The sequence below is a fragment of the Kitasatospora sp. NPDC057595 genome (assembly GCF_042800875.1).
Lineage (GTDB): Bacteria > Actinomycetota > Actinomycetes > Streptomycetales > Streptomycetaceae > Kitasatospora.
Map to the genome: position 1 here is coordinate 169,117 of NZ_JBHVGL010000008.1, position 24,865 is coordinate 193,981.

Here is a 24,865-nt window from a genome sequence, read left to right on the forward strand (position 1 = left end):
GCCGCGCCCGTTCGGCCGTCCGAGGGAGGCTGCCCGCCCGTGCGCCCCGAAGGCATCCAGTGGACCCCGCCCGACCGCGCCGAGGACGACCCGCGCCCGCCGACCCAGTGGCGCCGCATCCTCGCGCTCTTCCGCCCCTACTCCGGCCGCCTGACCGTCGTCGGCCTGCTGGTCGCCGCCTCCGCCGTGGTCTCGGTGACCACGCCCTTCCTGCTGCGCGCCGTCCTCGACACCGCCATCCCGCAGGGCCGCACCGGGCTGCTGACCGCCCTGGTGCTGGGCATGGTCGCCGCCGCCGTGGTCAACAGCATCTTCAGCGTGCTGCAGACGCTGATCTCCACCACCGTGGGCCAGCAGGTCATGCACGACCTGCGCACCGCCGTCTACGGCCACCTCCAGCGGATGTCGCTGGCGTTCTTCACCCGCACCCGCACCGGCGAGGTGCAGTCCCGGATCGCCAACGACATCGGCGGCATGCAGTCCACGGTGACCTCCACCGCCACCTCCCTGGTCTCCAACTTCACCGCCGTGATCGCCTCGGTGGTCGCCATGGTGGCGCTGGACTGGCGGCTGACCGTGGTCTCGTTGCTGCTCCTTCCGCTGTTCGTCTGGATCAGCCGCCGGGTCGGCAACGAACGCAAGAAGATCACCGGTGAGCGGCAGAAGCAGCTCGCCGCGATGAGCTCGGCGGTCCAGGAGTCGCTCTCGGTCAGCGGCATCCTGCTCGGCCGCACGATGGGCCGCTCCGACTCGCTGTCGCGGGAGTTCACCGGCCAGTCCGACCGGCTGGCCGAGCTGGAGGTGCGTGCCTCGATGGCCGGCCGCTGGCGGATGAACACCATCCAGATCGTGATGGCCGCGATGCCCGCGGTGATCTACTGGGCGGCCGGCATGACGGCGGCCGGCGGCGCCCCGATCGTCTCGGTCGGCACCCTGGTCGCCTTCGTCTCGCTGCAGCAGGGCCTGTTCCGCCCGACCGTCAGCCTGCTCGCCACCGGCGTCCAGGTGCAGACCTCGCTCGCGCTCTTCCAGCGGATCTTCGAGTACCTCGACCTGACCGTGGAGATCGACGAGCCCGAGCACCCCGTCACCCTGGACACCGTTCGCGGCGAGGTCCGCTTCGAGGGCGTCGACTTCCGCTACGACCCGGAGCAGGAACGGCCCACCCTGGCCGGGGTGGACCTGCGGATCCCGGCCGGCGGCTCGCTCGCGGTGGTCGGCGGGACCGGCTCGGGGAAGACCACGCTCAGCTACCTGGTGCCCCGGCTCTACGACGTCACCGGCGGCCGGGTCACCATCGACGGCGTCGACGTCCGCGAGCTGTCCTTCGACACGCTCGCCCGAGCAGTGGGCGTGGTCTCCCAGGAGACCTACCTCTTCCACGCCTCGGTCGCCGACAACCTGCGCTTCGCCAAGCCGGACGCCACCGACGGCGAACTCGTCGCCGCCGCCCGGGCCGCGCGGATCCACGACACCGTCGCCGCCCTGCCGGACGGCTACGACACCCTGGTCGGCGAGCGCGGCTACCGCTTCTCGGGAGGGGAGAAACAGCGCCTCGCGCTCGCCCGCACCATCCTGCGCAACCCGCCGGTGCTGATCCTCGACGAGGCCACCAGCGCGCTGGACAACAGCACCGAACGCGCCGTCCAGGAGGCCATCGACACCCTCGCGGTCGGACGCACCACCATCACCATCGCGCACCGGCTCTCCACCGTGCGCGCGGCCGACCAGATCGCCGTCCTGGAGCACGGCGAGGTCGCCGAACTCGGTACCCACGAGGAGCTGCTGGCGGCGGACGGCCGCTACGCCGCGTTGCTCCGGCGGGAGTCCCCGGCCGTGGCCGTCGCGCCCTGACCCGGGCGGACGGCCGCTGCGCCGCTCCCGCCGCCGGATTGCCGCGGACCGCTCGGCGCCGTCCGCTTGCCGCCGTCCGCTCGGCGTCGACCGCTCGGCGCCGCTCGGTTGCCGTCGCTCGGGGTCAGGCGGCCTTGGGGACCTCGTTGTACGTCTCCACGACCTCCTGGCCGGAGAGCCGCTGGATCGCCGCCATCACCTCGTCGGTGACCTGGCGGCGGGCCTTGAGCGAACGGGCCTGGCCGTGCAGCTCGTCGAAGTGCAGCGGCTCGCCGAAACGGACCGTCACCTTCTTGAGTCGCGGCACCCGCTTGCCGACCGGCAGGATCCCCTCCGGGCCCTCCAGCGCCACCGGCACCACCGGGACACCGGCGGTCAGTGCCAGCCAGGCCACGCCGGTCTTGCCGCGGTAGAGCCGGCCGTCCAGCGAGCGGGTGCCCTCCGGGTAGATGCCGAAGGCCTTGCCGTCCTCCAGGATCTCCAGCGCCCGCTCCAGCGAGGCCTGCGCCGAGCGGTAGGTGCCGCGCTCGACCGGCACCGCGCCGATGCCCTGGAAGAAGCCGCGGGACAGCGCGCCCTTGAGTCCGGTGCCGGTGAAGTACTCGGCCTTGGCCAGGAAGTGCACCCGGCGCGGCGCCGTGAGCGGGATCACCACGCTGTCGATGAACGAGAGGTGATTGCTGGCCAGGATGACGCCGCCCTTGCGCGGCACGTTCTCGATGCCCTCGATGGTGGGCCGCCAGATCCCCCGGGCGAGCGGTTTCAGTACCAGCCTGGTGACGAGATCGAGCATGGTCCCTCCCTGGACGAGCATGCCCGAGAGATGCCCGGGCCTGGGGTTGCAACGAGCGGCGTGCGCCGGCCCGGCCGGGCCGGGATCAGAACCGCAGACTACGACACCCACCCCGGCGGCCGTCCACTCCCGGCGGCCGTGGCGCTCACCACGGCCGGGTAGGGTACGGCCGTCGGAAATACACATCAGCAGCTGATCACCCCAGGGAGGGACCCATGGCAGACGTCGACGACATCCGCGCGGCGTTCGACAAGTACGACGTGAACGGCGACGGCCGGATCACCGCCACCGAGTACGCGCTGGTCGCGCGCGAGCTCGGCGACCTGACCACCTCGATCGCCGTGGCGGAGGCCGTCATCAAGACGATGGACACCAACCACGACGGCGAGCTGACCTTCGAGGAGTTCCTGGCCGCGCGCCAGGGCTGACGCGGCTCCGCACGGGTCCGGAGGGTCCGGGACGGCGCTGAAACGGATCCGGACGGTTGCGAAGAGGTTCCGAATCGGATCCGGACGGTTGCGAACGGGCCCCGGGGAACTCCCCGGGGCCCCGTCGCCGCGTCGCCGCGTGCGCTCAGCCGATGGTCGGGAACACCCGGCGGACCACCCGCTCCGCCGCCCCGCCGTCGTCCCACGGGCAGAACCGCTCGCGGAACTCCGCCCGCGCCGCCGGCTCCGGGTCCCCGGCCAGCAGCGCCGCCACCAGTCCCCGCGGATCCGTCGTCAGCGCGCCCGGCGGCTGCTCGAACAGGTCGAAGTAGACGCCCCGGTCCCGCTTGTACTCCTCCCAGTCCGGCGCGAAGATCACGATCGGCCGGTCCAGCACGGCGTAGTCGAACATCATCGACGAGTAGTCCGTGACCAGCACGTCCGCCGCCAGGTAGAGGTCCTCCACGGTCGGGTGCGCCGACACGTCCAGGATCCGCGCCGCGCCCTCCTGCTCCGTCAGGTCGCCCGCGCCGCCGGTGTGGAAGTAGTGGGTGCGCACCAGCAGCGTGAACTCCGGTCCCAGCTGCCGGGCCAGCTCCCGCACGTCCAGCAGCGGGACGTACCCGCCGCGCGCCTCCCGGTGGGTGGGGGCGTACAGCACGGCGGTGCTCCCGGGTGCCAGCCCGAACCGCTCGCGCATCGCCGCGGTCGCCTCCGGCGTCGCGGTGGCCAGGCGGTCGTTGCGCGGGTAGCCGGTGTCCAGCATCTCGTAGCGGCCGGGGAAGGCGCGGGCGAAGTGCTCGCTGGTGTGCGGGTTGGAGGAGACCAGGAAGTCCCAGCGGTCGACGGCCTCCTGGAGCCGGTCGAAGTCCATGCCGTCGGCGGCCACCGGGTGGTCCCTGAGGTCCATGCCCATCGCCTTGAGCGGTGTGCCGTGCTGGGTCTGGACGTGCACCGTGCCGGGGCGCTTCGCCATCGTGCGCGGGAAGTTGACGTTGTTCACGAAGTACTTGGCCGTGGCCATCGTCTTCAGGTAGGCCGGGGTGTTGACGATGACGTACGGCACGCCGTCCGGCAGCGTCGCCGCCTGGGCGCGGTTCTCCACCACCCAGACCCCGCGGATCTCCGGCGCCAGTTCCTTCGCCTTCTCGTAGATCGCGGCCGGGCTGCACGCGTAACCCCGGTGCCAGTACGCGGCGTACACCGCGAGACGGGGGTTGAGCGGCATCCGGCGGAAGGCGTTGTACGCGGTGAACCGGGCGCTGCCGCGCACCCCCTTCTTCAGGGCCGGCGCCACCGCCCGGGCCCCGCGCTTGAGTTCGCGCGGCAGCCGTCCGGTACGGCGCAGTTCCGCGTACGCGCGCCGGGCACCGCGCGCCGCGAGCCGGTACTGCACCCCGCGCACGCCCCCGGGGAAGCGGTAGCCCGCCGGACGGTGCCGGGCGAAGTGCTCGGCGATCCGGCGGAAGAACTCGGGCCGCAGCCCGACCGGGACCAGCCCCGGGGTGTCGTAGACCGTGAGTGCCTGCTGCACGGTCCGCTCGAAGACCAGCGTGCGCAGCGCCTCCGGGACGGGCCGGCCGGGGCGGTCGGGCCGGTCCAGGAACGCGAAGATCGCGTCGTACTGGGCGAAGGCGTCGGCGTGCTTGGCGGAGGCGGTGCTGGTGATCGCCCCGGCCCGGCCGCGCCGGTAGAAGTAGCAGGGGCGGTCGAGGTAACGCAGCCGCTCGGCGGCGAGCAGCGCGGGGTAGGTGACGGAGATGTCCTCGTAGTAGCCGCGGCCGAAGGAGACGCCGAGGCCGAGCAGGAACTCCCGGCGGAACACCTTGTTCCAGACCGCCATCACGGTCCTGAACAGCGCCGGGTGCTCGGCCAGCGTGCACCCCGCGACGAGCGGGGAGCCGGTCAGCACGTGCCGCCAGGGGTTGGGCTCGGTGTCGCCGTCGGGGTAGACGTGGCTGAAGTCGGTCAGCAGCACGTCGGCGGGAGCCTCGCCGCGCTCGGCGCGCCCGGTCTCCGCGGTGAGCTCGTCGAGCAGGGCGGTCACCGTTCCCTCGGGCACCCAGTCGTCGCTGTCGACGAACCAGACGTAGGTGCCCCGGGTCTCGGGGAGGGCGGCGGTCCGGGCGCCGCCGAGGCCCTGGTTCTCGGCGAGGTGGAGGACGCGCAGGCGCGGATCGCGGGCCGCGTACTCGTCCAGGATCGCGCCGCAGCGGTCGGGGGAGCGGTCGTCGACCGCGATCACCTCGAAGCGGGACTCGCTGGAGGGGGTGTCCGCCAGGAGGGAGTCGAGGCAGCGGGGCAGGAAGCGCTCCACCCCGTGGACCGGGAGCACGATGCTGAGGAGGACTGGCACGCTGGCCGAGTCTACCGAGGTGGCGCAAGGGCGGAATGCGCAGGTCCGCGACACAGGGACCGCCGGTGCCGGGCCCCGTACGGGGTGGCACCGGCAGCCTGGTGGCGGCCCGGCCGACCCTCTACGGCCGGCCGCCGGTCCGGGCACCGCCCGAGCCTGGCCGCCGCAGCGTCGAGGCGGCCTGGCAGTAGGCACGGGGGAGCCGGAATCTTCATCAGTCGAACACGGTGGTGGGCGCGGCTCGCGCCCGCGCGACCGGTTCGGCTGTCGCTTGGAGCCGGTACAGATATTGCTTGGAGACGGCCCCCGCGTCAATCCCTCATCTGTGTTCACTTCCTAAACAGATAGTCCTACCGTGCGGAAGGGGAGTCGTTGTGTCGGACGGTCGCCGGGCGGGTGCGGAGGGCGAGGGTCGGGTGGTGGAGTGCGCCCGGCGTGCACCTTCGTCGGCGGGCGCCGGGTGCGCGCTCCGTCGAACCCGCTGACGAACCGCCGGTCGTGCACCATCATTGATGCCTAGTCGTGACCGCCCGGGCCGCCCCTGGTGCGGTGTCAGTTGACGCCGCACGGTACGGTGGCAGAACACCGGGACGGTTGCGCGAAGACCGTCTGTCGCGGATAGTCTTCGCCTCACGGCCCTGGCGCCTCGTAGGGGTGGGAAATCAGATGGAACACATGCAAGTGCGGACTCGGCCCCGCGTGCCGGCGATCCAGTGCGGCGTCGGCACCACCGGCCGCCGGATCGACCGGCACCTGGCTGTGCTCGGCGCGCCCGCACTCCCGGCGGTGGACACCGCCGAGGCGCTCGGGTTGATAAGGGAGCTGACGCCGCGCGGTGTCGGCGCCCCGACCGCGCCGCCGCGCCGCCACGCGCGGGTCAGGCTGCTGGCGCCGCTGCGCCGGCTGCGCCGCGGTCTCTTCGGCGGGCGCGGCCGCGGCTGAGAGGCCGGCCGGCCTCGGGGCGCACCGCAGCCCCTCCCGCACGCATCCGCACCGGCCCGACGGATTCCCGTGACCGTCGGGCCTTCGGCATGCCCGGAACCGGGCCCTCCCGCGGCGCCTGGATTGGTCTGAACCTCTCAGCGTACGCCGACTTGCCCCACCGGCACGGGAAGTCGGCGAGGCTGGTCGGACCGCCCCCGGACGTGGGTGAGGATGGCGCCATGGCGGACCACAAGCACACCACCCCCCACTCCCCGTCCTTCCGGACCGAGACCTTCGAGATCACCACCGGCAGCCGCGAGGTCGCACTCGACATCACCGACCGCTGCGCCCGGTTCCTCGACGGGCACGCCCCAGGCCGGGACGGCCTGCTCAACGTCTTCGTCCCGCACGCGACGGCCGGGATCGCCGTCCTGGAGACCGGCTCCGGCAGCGACGCCGACCTGCTCGCGAGCCTGCGCGACCTGCTGCCCGCCGACGACCGCTGGCAGCACCGGCACGGTAGCGCGGGCCACGGCCGCGACCACGTCGTCCCCGGCCTGGTCGCCCCGCACGCCACCCTGCCGGTGATCGGCGGGCGGCTCGCGCTGGGCGTCTGGCAGTCGGTCGTCCTCGTCGACACCAACGGCGACAACCCACGGCGGACGGTCCGGCTCTCCTTCCTCGGCTGACCGGCGCCCGGGGGCGGTCCGGGGCCGCCCCTACCGGCCTCGCGCCGGCCCGCCCCCGGGAGCCTCTCCGGCATCGGCGGCTCCCGCGGCTCCGGTGGCTCCCGCGGCTCCGGTGGCCGGGGCCTCGGTGACCGCCGGCCCGGCGACGGCCGCATCGGTGGCTGCCGTCCCGATGACGCTCGCCTCGGCGACGGCCGCGAGGTACCGCTCGATCGCCAGGTACTGGCAGAGCGCGGCGACCGGGCGGCCGAGCCGGGCGTACCAGGAGGCGATCCGGGCGAAGGCGCTCACCTCGAACCACACCTCGCCCGCCGCGTCCATGGACACCGTGAACGCCTCCTCGCCGCGCTCCGGGTGCCCCGGCAGCGTTCCGTAGGCGAAGCCGATCCGGTCCGGCTCGTCCACCGTCCACACCACCCGGCACGGGATCACCAGCCGCGGCCACCGGGTACCGGGCAGCGCGATGCGCAGCAGCACGGTCGCCCCCGTCTCGACGGGCGCGTGCGGGTACACGGCGAAGCCCGTCCCCAGCTGGCAGCCCCAGCCGAGGACGAACCGCCCGGCCCGGGCCAGGACGTCCGGGCCGTGCCCGAGGTGCACGCGCCGCCGCAGGTGGGCGTAGCCCTCCGGCAGCCGGGCGTTCCGGGTGGCGCCCACCTCGGGGTAGCTGGGCGCGGCGGCCCGGGCGGCCGACAGCCGCCGCGCCAGGGCGGACGACGGCCGGGCGGTGCGCCGCGTACGGGCGTCGGGGCCGGGCGAGTCGGTCATGCGGCCACCGTATCCGCCGTCCGGGAGCGCCTTGCACGGGGCCCGGCCGAGGAGTAGAGAGGGCCCCATGAGCGAAACAGCCGTGAACGACAGGGTCCCCACCGGCACGCCGGACAGCGACGGCACCGCGGCGGCCGACCAGGTCTGCGCCCTCGCCCCGGCCGACGGCGACGCCGTCGCGGCCCTGCTGCCCGACCCGGACCTCACCGGCCCGCGCGCGGACTGCGTGCTGTGCGGCGAGCCGACCGAACTGCCCGCCGACCACCCGGGCAGCACCCTCTGCCCCGTCTGCACCTGGCAGCAGGCCCAGCGGATCGCCTGCTCCGGCTGAAGCGGTCCAGGTCGGCCGGGCCCGTCCGGCCCGGACCTGTCACGGCTGCGACCGGCGCCGGTCGCCGGGCGTCAGACGTCAGACGCCGGGCGACCGGCGTTCGGCGTTCGGCGTCAGGCGTCCTCCCGCCCCGCCAGGGCCAGGGTCGAGCCGTGCCGGCCCTTGCGGACCAAGAGCTGGGCCGGGATCCGGCTGCGAAGATCGGCGACGTGGCTGACGATGCCGACCGCGCGGTCCCGCTCGCGCAGACCGTCGAGGACATCCATCACCTCCTCCAGGGTGTGCTCGTCCAGGCTGCCGAAGCCCTCGTCGATGAACAGCGTGTCCAGCGGCATGCCCCCGGCCTCGTCGGTGACCACGTCGGCCAGACCGAGTGCCAGGGCCAGCGAGGCGAAGAAGCTCTCGCCGCCGGAGAGCGTGGCGGTGTCGCGCTCGGTGCCGGTCCAGGCGTCCACCACTCGCAGGGCCAGCCCCGAGCGCTTGTTGCCCGCGCCCCGGTCGTCGCTGTGGACGAGGGTGTAGCGGCCGCCGGACATCCGGACCAGCCGGTCGCTGGCCGCCGCCGCCACCTGCTCCAGCCGCGCCGCCAGGACGTACGACTCCAGGCGCATCCGGAGCCGGTTGTCGGCCGAGGTGCCGGCCGCCAGCGCGGCCAGCCGGCTGATCCGCGCGTACCCGTCCAGCTCCGGGGCGAGCGAGCGGGCCAGCTCGGCCAGCTGCCGCCCGATCGCCGCGAGCGCCTCGCACCGCGCCCGGGCCGCGTCCCGCGCGGCGTGCGCGGCCCGCAGCCGGTCGGTGGCGGCGCCGAGCGCGGCCCGGGTGCTCGGCAGGTCGGCGGGCGGCAGGGCCGCCGCCGCGGCCGACTCCGGTTCGGCGAGCCGCCGCTCGGCTGCCGCCAGCTCCGCCCGGTGCCGGTCCAGCCGCTGCTCCAGCCGCTCGCGCTCCGGCCGGGGCAGCAGGACGGCAGCGGCGTCCTGCGGACTCGCGAACCCGGCCGCCACCGCGGCGTCGGCCAGTTCGTCGTCGGCCCGCTTGAGCTGGTCCGCCGCCTCGGTGGTGGCCCGTGCCGCGCCCGCCAGCTCCGCCACGGCCGAGGCGAGCCGGTCCAGGGCGGCCGAGCGCGCCGCCACCGACGGCGCGTCACCCCGGGCCGCCGCCACCCGGGCGCTCAGCTTCTCCCGCTCGGCGTGCAGGGTCCGCGCCTGGGCGGCCAGCTCGGCGCTCCGCTCACGGGCCTCGGCCAACGCCGTGCGCCGGACGGCCTGCTCGGCGGTGAGCCGCTCGATCGCCCGGCCCGCCGGGCCGAGCCCCTCCGCGGACCGCAGCGCCTCGCGGTGCTCGCGCTCCAGCCCGGTGAGCGCTCCGGCGAGGGCGTCGGCGGGCTCCTCACCCGCCGCGCCGGCCGCCGCCGCCCGGCGCACCTGGAGACCGGACAGCTTGCGCTCCGCCGCGTCGGCGGCCTGCTCGGCGGCCGTCTGGGCCTGCCGGGCGCGCTCCTCGTCCTCGGCCCGGACCGGTTCGCCGACCGCGCGGGCGGGGTCGGGATGCTCCGGTGAGCCGCAGACCCGGCACGGCTCCCCGGCGCTCAGCTGCGCGGCCAGCTCGGCGGCCATCCCGGCCAGCCGGCGCTCGCGCAGGTCCAGGCCGTACTGCCGGGCGTCCAGCGCCTCGGCGCGCAGCGCGAGGACGCGCGGCCGGGCGTGGTCGATCTCCAGGTCCAGCGCGTCCCGGTCGCGGGCGGCGGCCAGCCGGGCGGCCAGCTCGGTGCGCCGGGCGTCCAGCCGCTCGACGCGACCGGCGGCGTCCCGCGCGGCGGACTCCTCCGCCTGGAGCGCGGCCAGCCGGGCCTCGAAGTCGGCCAGCCAGTCGCCCGCCTCCTCGGCGAGGTCCTCGGCGCTCCGAAGGTCGGCGCTCAGGGCCGCCCGTGCGCCGGCCAGCTCGGCGCACTGCCGCTCGTCCTCGCGGGCCGCCTCCAGCCGGACGACCTCCGCCCGCAGCCGCTGTTCGGCCGCGGCCAGCTCCGCGGCCTCGGCGTGTGCCAGTGCCGGCCCGCCGCCCGCAGCGCCCGCGCCCGCCGTGGCCCCGTCCGCCGTGCCCCCGCCCGTCGTGCGCGTTCCCGCCGCGCCCGCGGTGTCCTCGGGCGCCAGGACGTCGCGTCCCGCCGGGCCGTCGGCGACCTCGGCCAGCGCCGCGCGGCGCCGGTGCTCCGCCTCCCGGGCCCGCCGGTACGCCTGCGCCGCGCGCTCGCGCAGGTGCAGCACCGACTCGACGCCGACCGCCGCCTGCGCCGCCACCAGCCGCCGCCGGTCCGCCGCCCGGGCCGGCTCGTCCTCGGCCAGCCGGGCCGCCTCCCGCACCGCCTGCCGGTGCCGCTCCTGCCGGTCGGCCAACTGCTCGGCGGCCTCCCGCGCCCGCTGCGCCGCCCGGTGCGACTCCTCCGCGCCCGCCAGTGCCGCCCCGGCGACCGTCAACTGCTCGGCCGCGCCGACCCGCAGCACGGCCGCCCAGCCCAGCACGCCGGCGGTGAAGTCGGAGCCCCCCGGAGCACCCGCGGGACCGGACTCCTCCTCGACGGGCACCGGGCCCGCGGCCGGTTCGGCGCCCGGACCGGCCGCCTGCTCCGCCTTGCTCGCCAGGTCCCGCAGTCGGCGGCGCCCCGCCTGGACGGCGGCCTCGTGGGCCCGGCGCTGCTCGGCCAGCCAGGCCTCGACGGACTGGAACCGCTCGGTGTCGAACAGCCGGCGCAGCAGCTTGCCGCGCTCCTCCGAGTCCGCCCGCAGGAACCGCGCGAAGTCGCCCTGCGGCAGCAGCACCACCTGGCAGAACTGGTCCCGGCTCATCCCGATCAGCCGGTGGATCTCCTCCCCGGCCTCCTGGTGCGACTTGCTGACCGCCCGCCAGCCCGGCGCGCCGTCGCCGGTCCCCGCGCCGTCGGCCGACCACTCGCGCAGCAGGGTCTGCGCGCGCTCGGTCGTCATGCCGCGGCCGACCTTCTTCGGCCGCGGCTGCTCCGGGATACGGGTGACCTCAAGCCGCCGCCCGCCCAGCGTCAGCTCCAGCCGGACGGTGGTCAGCCGGTCCGGCTCGGCGTGGTCGCTGCGCAGCCGGTTGGCCCGGCGGGTGCCGGGCACCTCGCCGTAGAGGGCGTAGCAGACCGCGTCCAGCACGCTGCTCTTGCCCGCGCCGGTGGCGCCGCGCAGCAGGAACAGCCCGCCGGCGGCCAGCGCGTCGAAGTCGACCGTCTCGGTCGCCGCGAACGGGCCGAACGCGGTCACGGTCAGCCGGTGGAGTCTCATCGGGGCAGCTCCGCCTTCCGGTCGGTGGTCTCCCGGACGCGCTCGAAGCCCTCGCGCAGCCAGTCCAGCTCGTCGGCGTCCGGCTCGGCGCCGGGGCGGACGTGCCGCAGGAATCCCTCGGCGATCTCCAGGTCCGTCCGACCGCCGACCCGGGCGGCGTAGGAGACGGAGGCTTCGGCGGTCGTCTCCTCGGGATCGAACAGCAGCTGGAGGGTGTGCGGGAAGCGCCGGCGCAGCCGCTCCATCGGCTCGCTCGGGCGGCTCGGGTCGGTGAGGGTGGCCTGCACCCACGACTGCTCGTCGGCGGTGTACTGCACGTCGGTGAGCAGTTCCTCCAGCCGGCCGCGCAGCCGGGCCAGCGGGCGCGGCACCGGGCACGGGACCCGCTCGGCGGCGACCGCGCCGTCGGCGGCGAGGTCGACCAGCCACATGCTCTTGTGGTGCTCGTGCTCGGAGAAGGAGTAGGCGAGCGGTGAGCCGCTGTAGCGCAGGTGCGGGGCGAGCGTCTGGCTGCCGTGCAGATGGCCGAGCGCGGCGTAGTGCACGCCGTCGAAGACGGCGGCGGGGACGGCCGCGACCCCGCCGACCGCGATGTCGCGCTCGCTGTCGCTCGGCTCGCCGCCGGTGACGAAGGCGTGGGCCAGCACCACCGCGCGGGTACCGGCCGGCCGGGCCGCGAGGTCGGCTCGGACCTGGTCCATCGCCGCGCCGAGCACCGCGGCGTGGCCGCCGCGCGCCAGCCCGAACCGCTCCCGGACCAGCGTCGGCTCCAGGTAGGGCAGCCCGTAGACGGCGACCGGACCGTGCTCGTCGGCGAGCAGCACGGGCTCGGCGCACTCGCCCGGGTCGGTCCGCAGATGGACGCCGGCCCGGCCGATGAGTCCCGCGCCCACGCCGAGGCGGCGGGCGGAGTCGTGGTTGCCGCTGATGAAGACCGTCGGCACGCCGAGGTCGGCCAGCCGGTGCAGCACGTCGTCGAAGAGTGCCACCGCCTCCAGGCCGGGCAGCGCGCGGTCGTACACGTCACCGGCGACCAGCACGGCGTCCACGCCTCGGTCCCGGACCACCGCCACCAGGTGGTCCAGGAACGCGCGCTGGGCGTCGTGCAGGCTCTCCCGGTGGAACGATCGCCCGAGGTGCCAGTCGGAGGTATGCAGCAGTCGCATGGTCCCCGACCATAACGGGCGGCACCGACAACCCGGCGTGGAACGGACCTCCCCGCCCGTCCCGCCGGTCCTCCGGGCCCCTTCCCGTCGGTCGCGCTGGGTGGATTGTCAGTGACCGTGTGTATGTTCGCGCTTGCCGGGAGCCGAGGGGCTCGTGGGGCCGGTGCGCCAGGTGTGACAGGTGCGGCAGGTCCGGACAGCGGGAGGAAGGGGAGCATGGCCGTGCGGGACGGGATGAGTGGTGGGAGCGGGCACGCGGGTCGGCGGCGGCCCGGGCCGGGCGGGCCGGGGGCGCCGGGGGCGCGGGGCCGGGGTGGACGGCCCCCGGGCGGCGGGCCGGGCGGACCGGGTGGCCCGGGTGGCCCGGGTGGGCCCGGCGCGCGCGGGTGGCGGTGGGGGCGGCCGCGTGGGGCGCCGCCGCCGCAGCCGGTGGCGCTCGCGGTGGTGGTGCGCGCCGCCGACTTCGCCGAGCTCGCGGGGTACGGGCTGTTCGGCGGGTTGTCGTACCGGGCCTACCTCCGGCGGCTGGCGCTCCAGCTCCGGGCGCTGGGCGGGCACGGTTTCGAGGTCCACCTGCGGGTGCTGGACCCGGCGGACTACGAGGAGTACTGCGAGGCGTTCGGCTTCGACCCCGGGGACGCGGCGGCCGGGGTCGCGTACGCGGCCGACCCCGAGCTGGCCGGGGAGCCGTTCGTCTACACCGGGCAGCGGCCGGCGGTGCTGCTGCCGCGGTTGGCCGACGACCACCGGGCCAGGGTGCGGATCTCGATCGCGACGGCGGCGCTGCTGGCGGCGGTCGGCGAGGGGCCGCCGGGGGAGCGGCGGCTGGTGGCGGTGATGCGGCACGCGATCGAGGTCCGGTCGGTGGTGGCGGCGGGCGCCGGTGACGGGTTCCACCTGCTGACCCTGCGCTGCCACGGCCCCGAGGACGGCGAGGAGCTGACCACGGCGGTCGACGTCCTGGTGGAGCGGGGGCGGTCCGCGGTGGGCAGCCGGGACGGGGAGGCGTTCTGCGTGACGCTGGCGGCGGGGCTGGCCGTCGGCGGCGCCGGGGCGATGGTGCTGCACGGGGATCCGGCGGCGCCCGGCGGTCACACCGTGCGGGGCTGGGCGCTGCGCGGCGGGCGGCTTCGGCCGATGACCGCCCGGGAGGTGCTGGACGAGCTGGCCGACGACGTCGGCCGCGGCCTGCCGTTCCCGCCGGCGGCCGTCCCGCTGCCGGGTTTCCCCCTCCCGGTGCCGCCCGCGCCGGAGGAGGGTGGTGAGCCCCTGGACTGACCGCGGCTGACCAGGGCGTTCGGCTTCCGGTGTCCACCAAGCGGCGCTGGGGACTGTTCATCGACCGCCTGTTCGGGGAAGATTTCGGGGAAGATCAACAGTGGGAACGGCCGGTGCCCCACGCCGCCGTGCCCGTCCGATCGGCCCCGAACCGCGCACCGCGAACCGTCCCCGCGCACCGTCGGTCCGGCGAGCCCGACACCGAAAGGGGGGACGCATGAGCCGGATCGAGTACAGCGCGGAGATCGCCGAACTGCTCGGCAGGGTACGGCGGCGTCCCACCGCGGGGTGGCCGTGGCGGCCGGGCGAGCGGGTGCCTCCCGGGCTTCCGGTCAAGCAGTCGTGGGGGTGGCTGTTCGCCCCCGACGGACGGGTGCTGACGCTGGTCAATCCCAGGGACGGCATCGTTTCGCTGCCCGGCGGTTCGCTGGAGCCGGAGGACGCCGGCGATCCCGGCTCGGCGCTGGCCCGGGAGGCGGGCGAGGAGGCACAGGCGCTGATTGGCGCGGCGTACTACCTCGGGTACCTCTACGACCGGGTCGGGTCGGCCAACGGCGGGCACGAGTGCGCCCGGGTCCGGATGGCCGCCGCGCTGCGGGCGGTCGGTCCGAGCGTGCCGGACCCGGCGTCCGGGCGGCACTACCGGCGGCTGCTGGTGGCGCCGGGCCTCGCCGTCGAGCTGCTCGGCTGGGGCACGCCCGGCCTGCGCCAGGCCCGGGCGGCGGTGACGACCGCCGTCCGGTGGCTCGGCGTGCCCGCTGCGGCCAACGAGACGATCGAGGAGCTGCCCCTCGGCGGCTGCGAGGTCTTCCCCGGTGTCGGACCCTGCGACGGCCCCGGTTCCGGACCCGGCGCCGGCCGGGGTGCCGCCCTCGGCGCCGTCCAGGATGTGGTCCGGGGCACGGCCCAGGGCGCCCCCGCCGACCCGGGCCGCCCGTCGGACCGTCCCTCGGAGCTTCCGTCGAACAGCTCGTCAGTCCACCCGCGGAACGATCCGCTGGACCGTCCGTCGAACCGGGCCGGTGGCAGCTGAGCGCCTTCGGCCGGCCCCGCCCCAGGGGCCTGTTCCACCATGTGGAGCTGTGGACGGACGACCTGGCGGTCGCGACGGAGCAGTGGGGCCCGGTGCTGCTCGCGCTCGGGTGCGAGCCGTTCCAGCACTGGCCGAGCGGTCGCAGCTGGCGCCTCGGGGACGCCTACTTGGTGATCGAGCAGTCGCCGGCGCTGCTGCCGGGCGGTCACCAGCGGCTGCGCGCCGGCCTCAACCACCTCGCCGTGCACGGCGACCGGGCGGCGGTGGCCGCCGCCCTCGCCGCCGGCTGGACGGTCCGGGTGGACACCGGTGAGACGGTCCATCTGATCGACCGCCAGGGCTTCGAGCTGGAGATCGTCGTCCACGACGGCGAGTCCGAGTAGCCGCCACCCCGTCCCACCCCACCCCGCTTCACCCCGCTTCACCCCACCCCACCCCCTCCTCGGTCGGATGACGCGCCGTCCGATCACCACCGGCGTACGCCCCGTCGCCGGTAGTGAGAAACAGGCGCGTTCACTCCGCCGTTGTCAGACTGTTCGTCAATTGACTTGGCATGACAACTTCACATGAAAGCTACTGCCTGGTATCAAATTCCGTGACACACGTCACTACCAGGAGACCTCATGTCGCGCCCTGCCCGAGTCATGTCCGTCGCCATCACGGCGGCCCTCCTCACCCTCACCACGCTGGCGACGGCCGGCACGGCCCACGCCGCCGGTGTCAACTACGTCGCCCTGGGCGACTCCTACTCCGCCGGTGTCGGTGCCGGCAGCTACACGAGCGAGAGCGGGAGCTGCAAGCGCAGCACCAACGCGTACGCGTACCTGTGGAAGAACGCCCACGCACCGACGTCCTTCAAGTTCGTCGCCTGCTCCGGAGCCAGAACCGGCGACGTGCTCAACAGTCAGATCTCCGCCCTGAGCTCGACCACCACGCTGGTCAGCATCACCATCGGCGGCAACGACGCGGGCTTCGCGGACACGATGCAGACGTGCGTCCTGGACTCCGAGAGCGCCTGCCTCAACGCCGTCGCCACCGCGAAGAACTACGCGACCAGCACCCTGCCCGGCCAGCTCGACAAGGTCTACTCGACGATCCGCGCCAAGGCGCCGAACGCCCGCGTCGTCGTGCTCGGCTACCCGCACATGTACAAGGTCGGCGGCAGCTGCATCCTCGGCATCGGCGACACCAAGCGGGCCGCCATCAACGGCGCCGCCGACACGCTCGACGACGTCCTCGCCAAGCGGGCGGCCAACGCGGGCTTCGCCTTCGGCGACGTCCGCACGATCTTCCGCGAGCACGAGATCTGCGGCTCCAGCACCACCTGGCTGAACAGCACCACCCTGCCGGTCGACGAGAGCTACCACCCCAAGGCCGCCGGCCAGTCGGGCGGCTACCTCCCGGTCTTCTCCGCCCAGGTCTGAGCGGAGACGCGCAGGGTCTGAACAGGCCCGGGCCCGCCGGTCCCTCACAGGGGGAGGGACCGGCGGGCCCGTCCGTTCGGCGGCGAGCGATCCGCAGCACCCCGCCCGCAGCACCCCGCCCGCAGCACCCCGCCCGGAGCACCTCGCCCAGCCCCCGCCCCTGCCCTGCCGACCAGGGGTCAGCCGGCCGCCGGCCGGGGCAGGAGCAGGACGGCCGTCGCGTCGTCGTGGCACTTGGCGCGCGGCCAGCGGCGGCAGTCGGGGTCGGAGCGCTCCAACTCCCGGGTGCGGGCGATGAGGTGGCGCGGCCCGTGGGTTTCGAGGTCCTCCAGCAGTTCGGGCCAGCCGCGGACGCCGAAGTCGTCGACCGCCCGCGCCGCCCCGTCGGTGAGCAGCGCCGCAGCCCGCACCTCGGCGAGCGGCACCGAGCCGGTCAGGGCCTCTCCGGCCGCGGCCGGGTCGGCCGCCGCCGCCCAGTAGCCCCGGGCGGTGTTCATCACCCGGCGCTGGGCGCGGGCGAGCGCGGCCGCCCGTTCCGCGGGGGCGAGCCGGTCCACCTCGGCGGCCATGGCCGTCCGTTGGACGGTGGTGACGTGCGAGACGCGGTGGTCCGAGACGGTGCGCAGGCCGCCCGGGGCGAGCCGCAGGACGAGCGTGGAGTCGGCGAGGACCAGCCACTCCAGCAGGTCGGCGTTGGTCCGGACCGCCGCGACCGTGGCCGAGGGAGTGAGCGGACTGTCCAGGTCGCAGCCGGCCGCGTGGGCCCGCGCGGTCTGGCGGATCGCCCCGGCCAGGCACGCGGCCAGGTCGGTGCGCCGGTCGGCGGCCCGGCGGTGGAGCGCGGTTCCGAGCGTCCGCACGAACCACGGCACCCCGTGCGCGCAGCCGCTGTCCAGGGCGGCGGGCAGGCCCGCGCCGTCCAGGACGACCACCACGTCGGCGGCGGCCAGGACGAAGTCCTCGTTGCGCGCGCCGGGGCGGGCCTGTGTCGCGACCCGGGCGTCCAGGGCGGTCAGCATGCGGTGCGCGCGTAGGAGTCGAACTCCTCCAGGGTCCAGACCCGGGCGTGCGCCCACACCTGGCCGGGGGAGAGGCGGGCGAGGTCGTCGGTGCCGAAGGAGACGCGGGAGGCGGCGGGTTCGGTGGTTCGGACGTCGACGCCGTAGCTGCGCGGGCCGTCGCCGGCCGGCGGGAGCGGGCCGCCGTCGGAGGTCCAGCCGGCGGGCGGGTGGTGCAGCGGGAAGGAGCGCGGCCCGCCGGTGCCGGGCGGTGGCCGCAGCGCGACCCAGGTGCGGCCGACGGCCTCGTAGATCTCGATGAGGTCGTAGTCGGCGCGGTGGCAGGCGCGCAGCAGCACCACCGGCTCGCCGTTCTCGACCTGCACGCCGGTGATGTGGCGGCGCGGTCCCGAGCAGCCGCCGAGCGCCGGCAGTAGCACGGCCGTCAGGACGGCGACGGCGACGGCGACGCGCGGTGTGAGGCGGCTGTGCGGCACCCGGCAACGGGTTCGTACCCCCGGTCTCCCCATGGGCACGAGTCTGACGGCGGAGGGTCTCGTCCCGGCCACGGGCAGGGCGCGGAACGGGCGCACCGCCGGCCCGTGCGGGGACCGGCGGTGCGTGGCGGTGCGGCGATCGGTGCGTGGTGCACGGTGGCGCGTGGCGGTGCAGGGTGGTGCGTGGCGGTGTGACGGCGGGCGCGGGCCCGGGCCCGCCGTCAGGGCCGCCGCCCCGTCAGCGCAGGTAGGAGGTCAGCCCGGCGGGCTTGAGACCGGCCGTCTCGGCGGCGGCCAGGGCGCGCTGGAGGTCACCGGCGAGGGTGTCGCTCCAGTGCATCAGCACGACGTCCCCGGGCGACAGGGTCCCCTCGTGCCAGATGTTGGAGGCGCCCCAGCTGAAGTCCGCGTCGGCGGTGAGCACGGTGCGCATCCCGCAGTTGGCGGCGGCCTGCAGGGTGTCGGCGTTCCAGCTGAAGAACGGCGGGCGGAAGACGGTCGGCGCGGTGCCGAAGAGACGGGTCAGCGAGTCCCGGGCGTCGCAGATCTCCACCTGCTGCTCGGCGGGCGACAGCTTGGTGAGGTCCGGGTGGGAGACGCTGTGGTCCTGGACGGAGGAGCCGGGCACGGCGGTGACCCGCTGGAAGTAGCCGGGGTTGGCGGCGGCGGCCATCGGCAGCGGGAAGGCGGTGATCGGCAGCCGGTGGTCGGCGATGAAGCGCTCCGCCTCCGGGCTGGTCTGCCAGCCGTCGTCGATGGTGAAGAAGACCACCTTGTCGCTGGTCGGCACCGACGGGGCGGCCACGGCGGGGGTGGGTGCGGGGCCGTCCACCCGGACGTCGTCGACCGCGAACGGACCCTGCTGGTACCAGCCGTGGACGGCGAGGCGGACGGTGTTGGCGGTGGGCCCGGCGGTGAAGCGGGTGGTGAGCCTCTGCCAGCCGCCATGGGTGTCCTCGGTCCAGGCGGGCGCGGTCGGGCGGTCGGTGCCGTCGGTGGCGCCGAGGAAGACGAACTTCCCGCGGACCCAGGCGGAGGCGGTGTAGGTGGTGCCGGGCTGCACCGAGACGGTCTGCGCGCACTCGCCGGTGGACTCGTCGCCGGCCGGGGTGACGGCCAGCGCGGAGCCGCCCGAGTGCGGGGCGGCGGTGGTCACGGAGGCCTCGGCGGGCCCGCCGGAACAGCGCCAGCCGGGCACGCTGCCCCAGTCGGCGAGCGAGGAGGCGGGGATCTCGAACCCGGGGTTGGTGGCCAGGTTGACGGTGGCCGGGTTGGCGGTGGTTGCGGCGCCGGCAGCGGCGTCGGACGCGGCGGCCGCGGCGGGGCCGGCGAGGCCGGCGAGGCCGGCCGCCAGCAGCGCCGCGCAGGCGCCCAGGGCCGACAGGCGTGCGGACATGCGCGAGGAGATGGACACGTGGGGACTCCTGCGTGGGGACGCGCCCGTTGGGGCGGGCGCGCGGAGACATGGATGTGGGGATGTGGGGATGTCTGGATGTGGGGTGCTCCCGGAGGGGGCGGGAGCGGTCGGCGCGCCGCACTCGGACCGGGAGCAAAACAATGGACTGGACCACTCGGATCGTCAAGGACCGGAGGCCGACCGGCCGGTCACCGTACCTGCGGCAAAAGGGACAAGACGAGCCGTCAGGGGGAGTAGAGCTCCTCGATGTCCGCCGCGTAGTAGTCCGTGATCGCCGTCCGCCGCAGCTTCAGCGAGGGCGTCAGGAACCCCTGCTCGACGCCGAACTCCCGGGGCAGCAGCCGGAACGCGCGGATCGACTCGGCGCGCGAGACCGCGGTGTTGGCCGCCGCGACGGCGCGCTGGATCTCGGCGTGCAGCTCCTCGTCGGAGAGCACCGCCCAGGGGTCCGCCTGGCCGCGCCCGCGCCGTTTGAGCCAGTGCTCCAGCGCCCCCGGGTCGAGGGTGATCAGCGCGGCCACGTACGGGCGGTCGTCGCCCACCACCAGGCACTGCGAGACCAGCGGATGCGTCTCGACCCGGAGCTCCAGGGCGGCGGGGGCGAGGTTCTTGCCGCTGCTGGTGACGATGACGTCCTTCTTGCGGCCGGTGATGGTGAGGTAGCCGTCCTCGTCCAGGCTGCCGAGGTCGCCGGTGCCGAACCAGCCGTCGAACAGCGACTCGGCGGTGCAGCGCGGATGGTTGAGGTAGCCGCCGAAGACGCCGGGCCCGCGCACCCACACCTCGCCGTCGTCGGCGATGGCCACGGTGGCGCCGGGCACCGGCCGCCCGACCGTGCCGATCTTCGCGCGCCCGGGCGGGTTGCCGGTGATCGCCGCCGAGGTCTCGGTGAGCCCGTAGCCCTCGTACAGCTGGATGCCGGTCCCGGCGAAGAAGAGGCCGAGTTCGCGCTCCAGCGTCGAGCCGCCGCACATCAGCGTCCGCAGCCGGCCGCCGAACACGGCCCGCAGCCGCTGGTAGACCGTCCGCTCGTAGGCCAGGTGGCGCAGCCGCAGCGCGGGGCCCGGACCGGGGCCGCGCCCGAGGCCGCGCTTCTCCCGGCAGGCCGCCCAGTCGACCGCCACCTGCCGGGCCTGGTCGAACAGTTCGCCGCGCCCGGCCTCCTCGGCGGCCCGCCGGGCCTGCTGGAACACCTTGTCGAGCAGGTACGGGACGACGAGCAGGAAGGTGGGCCGCAGCGCGGCGAGCACGGGCAGCAGGGCGTCGGTGGACATCTCGGACACGTGACCGAGCCGGAAGCCGCCGCGCACCGCCGCGATCTGCACCATCCGCCCGTAGACGTGCGCCAGCGGCAGGAACAGCACGGTGGAGGGCTGGTGGCCGCCGGTGTCGCGCAGGGCCTCGTCCCAGCAGGCGAGCAGCGCGTCGGCCGCGTCGGCGAGGGCGCCGTGGGTGATCAGGCAGCCCTTGGGGCGGCCGGTGGCGCCGGAGGTGTAGACGACGGTGGCGACGGTGTCGGCGCCGACACCGAGCCGTTGGCGGTGCACCAGCGAGTCGGGGACCCCGCGCCCGTCCTCGACGATCGCGGCGACGCAGCCCCGGTCCAGCTGCCAGATGCCGGTCAGGTCGGGTAACGCGTCGCAGACCGCGCCGACGGTCATGGCGTGGTCCTCGTCCTCGACCAGGCAGGCCACCGCCTGGGTCTCGGCGAGGATCCAGCGGACCTGCTCGGCCGCGGCGGTGGGGTAGACGGGGACGGGGATCGCGCCGATGGACCAGAGCGCGTAGTCGAACAGCGTCCACTCGTAGCGGGTGCGGGACATCAGGGCGACCCGGTCGCCGTAGCGCACGCCCCGGGTGAGCAGGCCCTTGGCGAGGGCGAGCACCTCGTCGCGGAAGCCGGCCGCGGTGACGTCCCGCCAGCCGCCGTCGGGGGCGCACCGGGTGCGTTCGCCGCGGCGGGCCAACTGGACCAGTCCGGGGGAGCGCTCGGCGGTGTCGTAGAGCGAGTCGGCCAGCCCGCCGGCGGCCGGACCGCCGGCCGGGGCGGGGGTGGTGAACTCGCGCACGATCCCCCCGATCCGTCCTGCAGGTGGAGCGAAACTATCGGATAGCGTGCCGACTGCCCAGGGGTTGTGACCGGGACGCGACGAGATCGGCACCGGCTCGTGCGGAAAGTGCCGTGCGCGTCGGAGCCGCTGCTCGCGCCGCTGCGCCTGCCCCTGTTCGCGCCCCTGTTCGCGCCCCTGTCCGTGCCCCTGTTCGTGCCGCTGCTCGCGGTGGCGATCACCGCGGTGACCGGGTCGTGACGGAGTGTGCGACGGAGGCCCGGCGGCGGGGTGAAAGCGGTGATCTTGGTGCCGATCCGGACACGATCCGGGCCGGGGCGAAGAGAGGCCGGGTTCGACCCTCGAACGAGTGGTCAGGGCGTAGTAGAGTCTCGCAGACCCGCGGCCGGGGCATCCCGGTCCGTCCCGAGATCCACCCCCCGGACCGGGGCCTGGTCCGTACCAACCCGCCGTCCGTCCGTGCCGCCCCACGCCCCCACCGACCCCGCCGCCCGCACCCCGTCCGCGCCTGGCACTTCCCGACCGAGGACTCCATGCGTCTGCGCAGCAGCTCGATCCGCGCGAAGATCATCGCGCTGCTCCTGGTGCCCATCGTCGCCCTCGCCGCCCTCTGGGCGTACGCGACGCTCACCACCGCCGGAGACGTCTGGAGCCGACTGGACCTGAGCAGGACGTACCAGGAGTTCGGCACCCCTGTCGACCAGTACGCGCACGACCTGCAGAACGAACGCCGGGCCGCCGTCAAGCGGCTGGCCGACCCGACCTCGGGCACCGCGCGCGAGGCCTTCGAGCAGGCCCAGGCCGCCACCGACCGGGACCTCGCCCAGCTGCGGCAGAAGAAGGACAGCGCCGGCGGCCGGCTCGACGAGTCCCAGCGCGGCCGGCTGCTGCAGATCCTCGCCGCCGCCGACCAGTTGCCCCCGCTGCGCGCGCAGGTCGGCCGCGCCGCGCTCAACTGGGAGTTCGCGCTCGGCCAGTACACCGACCTGGTCAAGCCCACCTTCGCCTTCCGGTCGGCCTTCGTCGCCCGGCAGAGCGGCCAGCTCCCGCGGCAGGGGACCATCCTGACCGAGCTGGTGCGCGCCCGCGAGTACCTCTCGCAGGAGGACGCGGCGATGGAGGGCCTGCGCACCGCGACCTCCCGGCCCACCCCCGAGCAGTACCAGGTCGCGCTCGACGCCCTGCACAACCAGCAGGCCCTGTTCACCGTCTACATCGCCGAGCTGGACCCGGTCGACCAGGCCGACTACATCGCCCTGCGTGGCGGCGAGGCCTGGGCCTCGCTGGCCCGGGCCGAGGCGGACTTCGTCGGCGCGGGCGGCCCCGAGCGGGTGGTCCAGGCGATCAACGGCGGCGACTGGCGCAAGACCGCCGACCACGCGCTCGGCGACCTCGCGGCGATCAACGCCCGGCTGGCCGGCACCATCGACGACCGCGACCACTCGTACGCGATCGGCCTGCTCTGGCGCGGCGGCATCGCCGGTGTGATCGGCCTGGTCGCGGTGGTGCTCTCGATCCTCATCTCCTACCGGATCGGCCGCGGCCTGGTCCGCGAGCTGATCGGCCTGCGCAACGCCGCCAACGAGCTGGCCGGCACCCGCCTGCCCTCGGTGATGCTGCGGCTGCGCAAGGGCGAAGCGGTGGACGTCGCCACCGAGGCGCCCGAGCTGGAGTTCGGCCCGGCCGAGATCGGCCAGGTCGGACAGGCCATCAACGCGGTGCAGCGGGCCGCCGTCGAGGCCGCCGTCGAACAGGCCGAACTGCGGCGCGGCGTCTCCGCGGTCTTCGTCAACCTGGCGCGGCGCAGCCAGGTGCTGCTGCACCGCCAGCTGACCCTGCTCGACACCATGGAGCGGCGCACCGAGGACCCGGCGGAGCTGGAGGACCTCTTCAAGGTCGACCACCTCACCACCCGCATGCGCCGGCACGCCGAGGGCCTGATCATCCTGGCCGGCGGCTCGCCGGGCCGGGCCTGGCGCAAGCCGGTGCGGATGGTGGACGTGGTCCGCGCGGCGGTCGGCGAGGTCGAGGACTACGCCCGGGTGATCGTCCGGCCGTTCCCCGGCACCGGACTGCTCGGCAGCGCGGTCGCGGACGTCACCCACCTGGTCGCCGAACTGGTCGAGAACGCGGCGGTGTACTCGCCGCCGGCCACCCAGGTCACCGTCCAGGGCGAGGTGGTGGCGCACGGCTTCGCGCTGGAGATCGACGACCGCGGGCTCGGGCTGAGCGAGCAGGCGCTCGCCGGGATCAACGAACGCCTCACCGTGGAACAGGAGTTCGACCTCGCCGACACCGACCGGCTGGGCCTGTTCGTGGTCAGCCGGCTGGCCCGGCGGCACGGCATCCGGGTGCACCTGCGGCCCTCGCCGTACGGCGGGACCACGGCGGTGGTGCTGATACCGCGCGAGCTGCTGGCGGAGGCGCCGGACGGGCTGCCGGAGCCGCCGCCCGCGGGGGGTACGGGCGTCGGGGCCGCTTCCGGTGCGCGTGCGGGTGCGGGTTCCGGTGCGGGCGCGGCCGGTGGACGGCGGGCGGCGGCGGGTCGGCGCGACCTCGTCGCGGTGCCGGCGTTCGGCGCGGACGGGGCGGCGGGTGCCGGCGGTCCGGGCGCCGCGCGGGCCTCCGGCGGGGCCGACGGAACGAGTGGGTCGAACGGCTCCAACGGCTCCAACGGCTCGACGGGTCCCGACGGCGAGGGCGGGCGGCACCGGGGCAGCGGGGGGCCGCGTCCCTCGGCGCCCGAACCGGCGCGCACCCCCGGTGGACTGCCGCGCCGGTCGCGGGGCGGCGGCGGGCCGGTGCTCGTCCCGGCACCGGCCGGCGAGCCCTCCGGGCCCGGCACCGGGCGGCACCGGCGCGCCGAGGCGCGGGGCACGGCGGTGGCGGACGCCGCCGCGGAGGCCTCGGCGCCGCGTGACGGCTCCTCGTCCTCGTTCGCTCCCGCTCCCTCGCCCTCGTTCGCTCCCTCGCCCTCGCCCGCGTCTGACGCCGCGCCGGGTACCGGTGGCTCGCGTGCCGGCGCCTCGTCGGGCGGCCTGCCGCGCCGGGTCCGGCAGGCGAGCCTCGCCCCGCAGCTGCGCGAGCGGGCGGCCGAGGCCCGTCCGGACGGCGGCGCCGAGGCGGCGCGCGAGCGTTCGCCGGAGGAGGCCCGGGCCACCTTCGCCTCGTTCCAGCGCGGTTTCACCCGAGGCCGGGGTGCGACCGGCGCCCAGCCGGCTCCCCGGCCGTCGCGGGCGCCGCGGCCCGTCCCCGGCTGGCAGCCGCCGGACCCGGGGCGCCGCGCGATCAGTCCGGCACCCGCCCCGGCGGCGCTGCCCGGCCCCTCCGGGGGCGAACCGGCGCCGCTGGCCCGCCGCGCGCCCGTCCCGCCGCCGACCAGGTTCGTCCGCGCTCCGCGCGTCACGGCGGAACCGGGCGCACCCGCCGGTCCGTTGTCCGACGGGCCGTCCGAAGGCACGGCACCACCCGCACCACCGGTCTGACCCGCTCGACCCCGTCGGCCGAGTCCGACCCGCACCACCGGCACGACCCGCACCACCCG

General features: G+C 75.5%; 20 protein-coding genes. 11 read left to right on the forward strand and 9 right to left on the reverse strand.

The window, feature by feature from the left end; translation table 11 throughout:
* The first annotated feature begins 39 nt into the window (after positions 1 to 39).
* Positions 40 to 1,854 carry an ABC transporter ATP-binding protein gene (locus ACFU9E_RS15175; RefSeq protein WP_380715047.1) on the forward strand — a complete coding sequence of 605 codons (1,815 nt, stop codon included), beginning with the start codon at positions 40 to 42 and terminating at the stop codon, positions 1,852 to 1,854.
* 124 nt (positions 1,855 to 1,978) lie between these two features.
* Here ACFU9E_RS15175 and ACFU9E_RS15180 read toward each other — a convergent pair whose 3' ends face one another.
* The gene (locus ACFU9E_RS15180) at positions 1,979 to 2,647 is read right to left on the reverse strand and encodes a lysophospholipid acyltransferase family protein (RefSeq protein ID WP_380682351.1); all 669 of its coding nucleotides are present in this window, start codon (positions 2,645 to 2,647) and stop codon (positions 1,979 to 1,981) included.
* 215 nt (positions 2,648 to 2,862) lie between these two features.
* On the opposite strand from ACFU9E_RS15180, the gene ACFU9E_RS15185 reads away from it, so the two are divergent.
* Complete coding sequence (locus ACFU9E_RS15185) at positions 2,863 to 3,075, forward strand: EF-hand domain-containing protein (RefSeq protein ID WP_380682350.1); 213 nt, start codon at positions 2,863 to 2,865, stop codon at positions 3,073 to 3,075.
* Between the two features lie 145 nt (positions 3,076 to 3,220).
* Here ACFU9E_RS15185 and ACFU9E_RS15190 read toward each other — a convergent pair whose 3' ends face one another.
* On the reverse strand, positions 3,221 to 5,431 hold the full coding sequence (locus tag ACFU9E_RS15190; RefSeq protein WP_380682349.1) for a CDP-glycerol glycerophosphotransferase family protein: 2,211 nt from the start codon (positions 5,429 to 5,431) through the stop codon (positions 3,221 to 3,223).
* 666 nt (positions 5,432 to 6,097) lie between these two features.
* On the opposite strand from ACFU9E_RS15190, the gene ACFU9E_RS15195 reads away from it, so the two are divergent.
* On the forward strand, positions 6,098 to 6,373 hold the full coding sequence (locus ACFU9E_RS15195) for a hypothetical protein (RefSeq protein WP_350542760.1): 276 nt from the start codon (positions 6,098 to 6,100) through the stop codon (positions 6,371 to 6,373).
* A gap of 221 nt (positions 6,374 to 6,594) precedes the next feature.
* The gene (locus tag ACFU9E_RS15200; RefSeq protein WP_355365762.1) at positions 6,595 to 7,044 is read left to right on the forward strand and encodes a YjbQ family protein; all 450 of its coding nucleotides are present in this window, start codon (positions 6,595 to 6,597) and stop codon (positions 7,042 to 7,044) included.
* Between the two features lie 30 nt (positions 7,045 to 7,074).
* On the opposite strand, the gene ACFU9E_RS15205 is transcribed toward ACFU9E_RS15200, so the two are convergent.
* Entirely contained in the window at positions 7,075 to 7,812 is a 738-nt protein-coding gene (locus ACFU9E_RS15205; protein ID WP_380682348.1) for a DUF1990 family protein, read from the reverse strand.
* A 67-nt stretch (positions 7,813 to 7,879) separates the two neighbouring features.
* On the opposite strand from ACFU9E_RS15205, the gene ACFU9E_RS15210 reads away from it, so the two are divergent.
* Positions 7,880 to 8,143 (forward strand): hypothetical protein, encoded by a 264-nt coding sequence (locus tag ACFU9E_RS15210; RefSeq protein ID WP_380682347.1) that lies wholly within the window; start codon positions 7,880 to 7,882, stop codon positions 8,141 to 8,143.
* Positions 8,144 to 8,256: 113 nt separating this feature from the next.
* Here ACFU9E_RS15210 and ACFU9E_RS15215 read toward each other — a convergent pair whose 3' ends face one another.
* Both ACFU9E_RS15215 and ACFU9E_RS15220 read right to left on the reverse strand, forming a co-directional pair.
* Entirely contained in the window at positions 8,257 to 11,439 is a 3,183-nt protein-coding gene (locus ACFU9E_RS15215; protein WP_380686523.1) for an AAA family ATPase, read from the reverse strand.
* Positions 11,436 to 12,605, reverse strand: a complete 1,170-nt coding sequence (locus ACFU9E_RS15220; RefSeq protein WP_380686521.1) for an exonuclease SbcCD subunit D — start codon at positions 12,603 to 12,605, stop codon at positions 11,436 to 11,438. Before ACFU9E_RS15220 ends, ACFU9E_RS15215 begins: the two co-directional genes overlap by 4 nt.
* 429 nt (positions 12,606 to 13,034) lie before the next feature.
* Here ACFU9E_RS15220 and ACFU9E_RS15225 point away from each other — a divergent pair, with 429 nt between their 5' ends.
* The 4 genes from ACFU9E_RS15225 (at position 13,035) to ACFU9E_RS15240 (ending at position 16,340) form a co-directional block, all read left to right on the forward strand.
* A complete protein-coding gene (locus ACFU9E_RS15225; RefSeq protein ID WP_380686519.1) occupies positions 13,035 to 13,883 on the forward strand; it encodes a hypothetical protein in 849 nt (282 codons plus the stop codon).
* Positions 13,884 to 14,100: 217 nt separating this feature from the next.
* On the forward strand, positions 14,101 to 14,916 hold the full coding sequence (locus tag ACFU9E_RS15230; protein WP_380686517.1) for a hypothetical protein: 816 nt from the start codon (positions 14,101 to 14,103) through the stop codon (positions 14,914 to 14,916).
* 41 nt (positions 14,917 to 14,957) lie between these two features.
* Complete coding sequence (locus ACFU9E_RS15235) at positions 14,958 to 15,299, forward strand: glyoxalase (protein WP_380686515.1); 342 nt, start codon at positions 14,958 to 14,960, stop codon at positions 15,297 to 15,299.
* 240 nt (positions 15,300 to 15,539) lie between these two features.
* Positions 15,540 to 16,340, forward strand: coding sequence for an SGNH/GDSL hydrolase family protein (locus tag ACFU9E_RS15240; RefSeq protein ID WP_380686513.1), 801 nt, complete (start codon positions 15,540 to 15,542; stop codon positions 16,338 to 16,340).
* Between the two features lie 179 nt (positions 16,341 to 16,519).
* Here the strand turns inward: ACFU9E_RS15240 and ACFU9E_RS15245 are convergent, their stop codons facing one another.
* The 4 genes from ACFU9E_RS15245 to ACFU9E_RS15260 form a co-directional block, all read right to left on the reverse strand.
* On the reverse strand, positions 16,520 to 17,359 hold the full coding sequence (locus ACFU9E_RS15245; protein WP_380679050.1) for a protein phosphatase 2C domain-containing protein: 840 nt from the start codon (positions 17,357 to 17,359) through the stop codon (positions 16,520 to 16,522).
* Entirely contained in the window at positions 17,353 to 17,835 is a 483-nt protein-coding gene (locus ACFU9E_RS15250) for a hypothetical protein (RefSeq protein WP_380679053.1), read from the reverse strand. Before ACFU9E_RS15250 ends, ACFU9E_RS15245 begins: the two co-directional genes overlap by 7 nt.
* 238 nt (positions 17,836 to 18,073) lie before the next feature.
* Positions 18,074 to 19,249 carry a polysaccharide deacetylase family protein gene (locus ACFU9E_RS15255; RefSeq protein WP_380679056.1) on the reverse strand — a complete coding sequence of 392 codons (1,176 nt, stop codon included), beginning with the start codon at positions 19,247 to 19,249 and terminating at the stop codon, positions 18,074 to 18,076.
* Positions 19,250 to 19,476: 227 nt separating this feature from the next.
* Positions 19,477 to 21,321 carry an AMP-dependent synthetase/ligase gene (locus ACFU9E_RS15260; RefSeq protein WP_380679059.1) on the reverse strand — a complete coding sequence of 615 codons (1,845 nt, stop codon included), beginning with the start codon at positions 21,319 to 21,321 and terminating at the stop codon, positions 19,477 to 19,479.
* Between the two features lie 99 nt (positions 21,322 to 21,420).
* On the opposite strand from ACFU9E_RS15260, the gene ACFU9E_RS15265 reads away from it, so the two are divergent.
* Positions 21,421 to 21,561 (forward strand): hypothetical protein, encoded by a 141-nt coding sequence (locus tag ACFU9E_RS15265; RefSeq protein WP_380679062.1) that lies wholly within the window; start codon positions 21,421 to 21,423, stop codon positions 21,559 to 21,561.
* 293 nt (positions 21,562 to 21,854) lie between these two features.
* Positions 21,855 to 24,806: a nitrate- and nitrite sensing domain-containing protein gene (locus ACFU9E_RS15270; RefSeq protein WP_380679065.1), complete on the forward strand. Its 2,952-nt coding sequence runs from the start codon at positions 21,855 to 21,857 to the stop codon at positions 24,804 to 24,806.
* Positions 24,807 to 24,865: the final 59 nt, after the last annotated feature.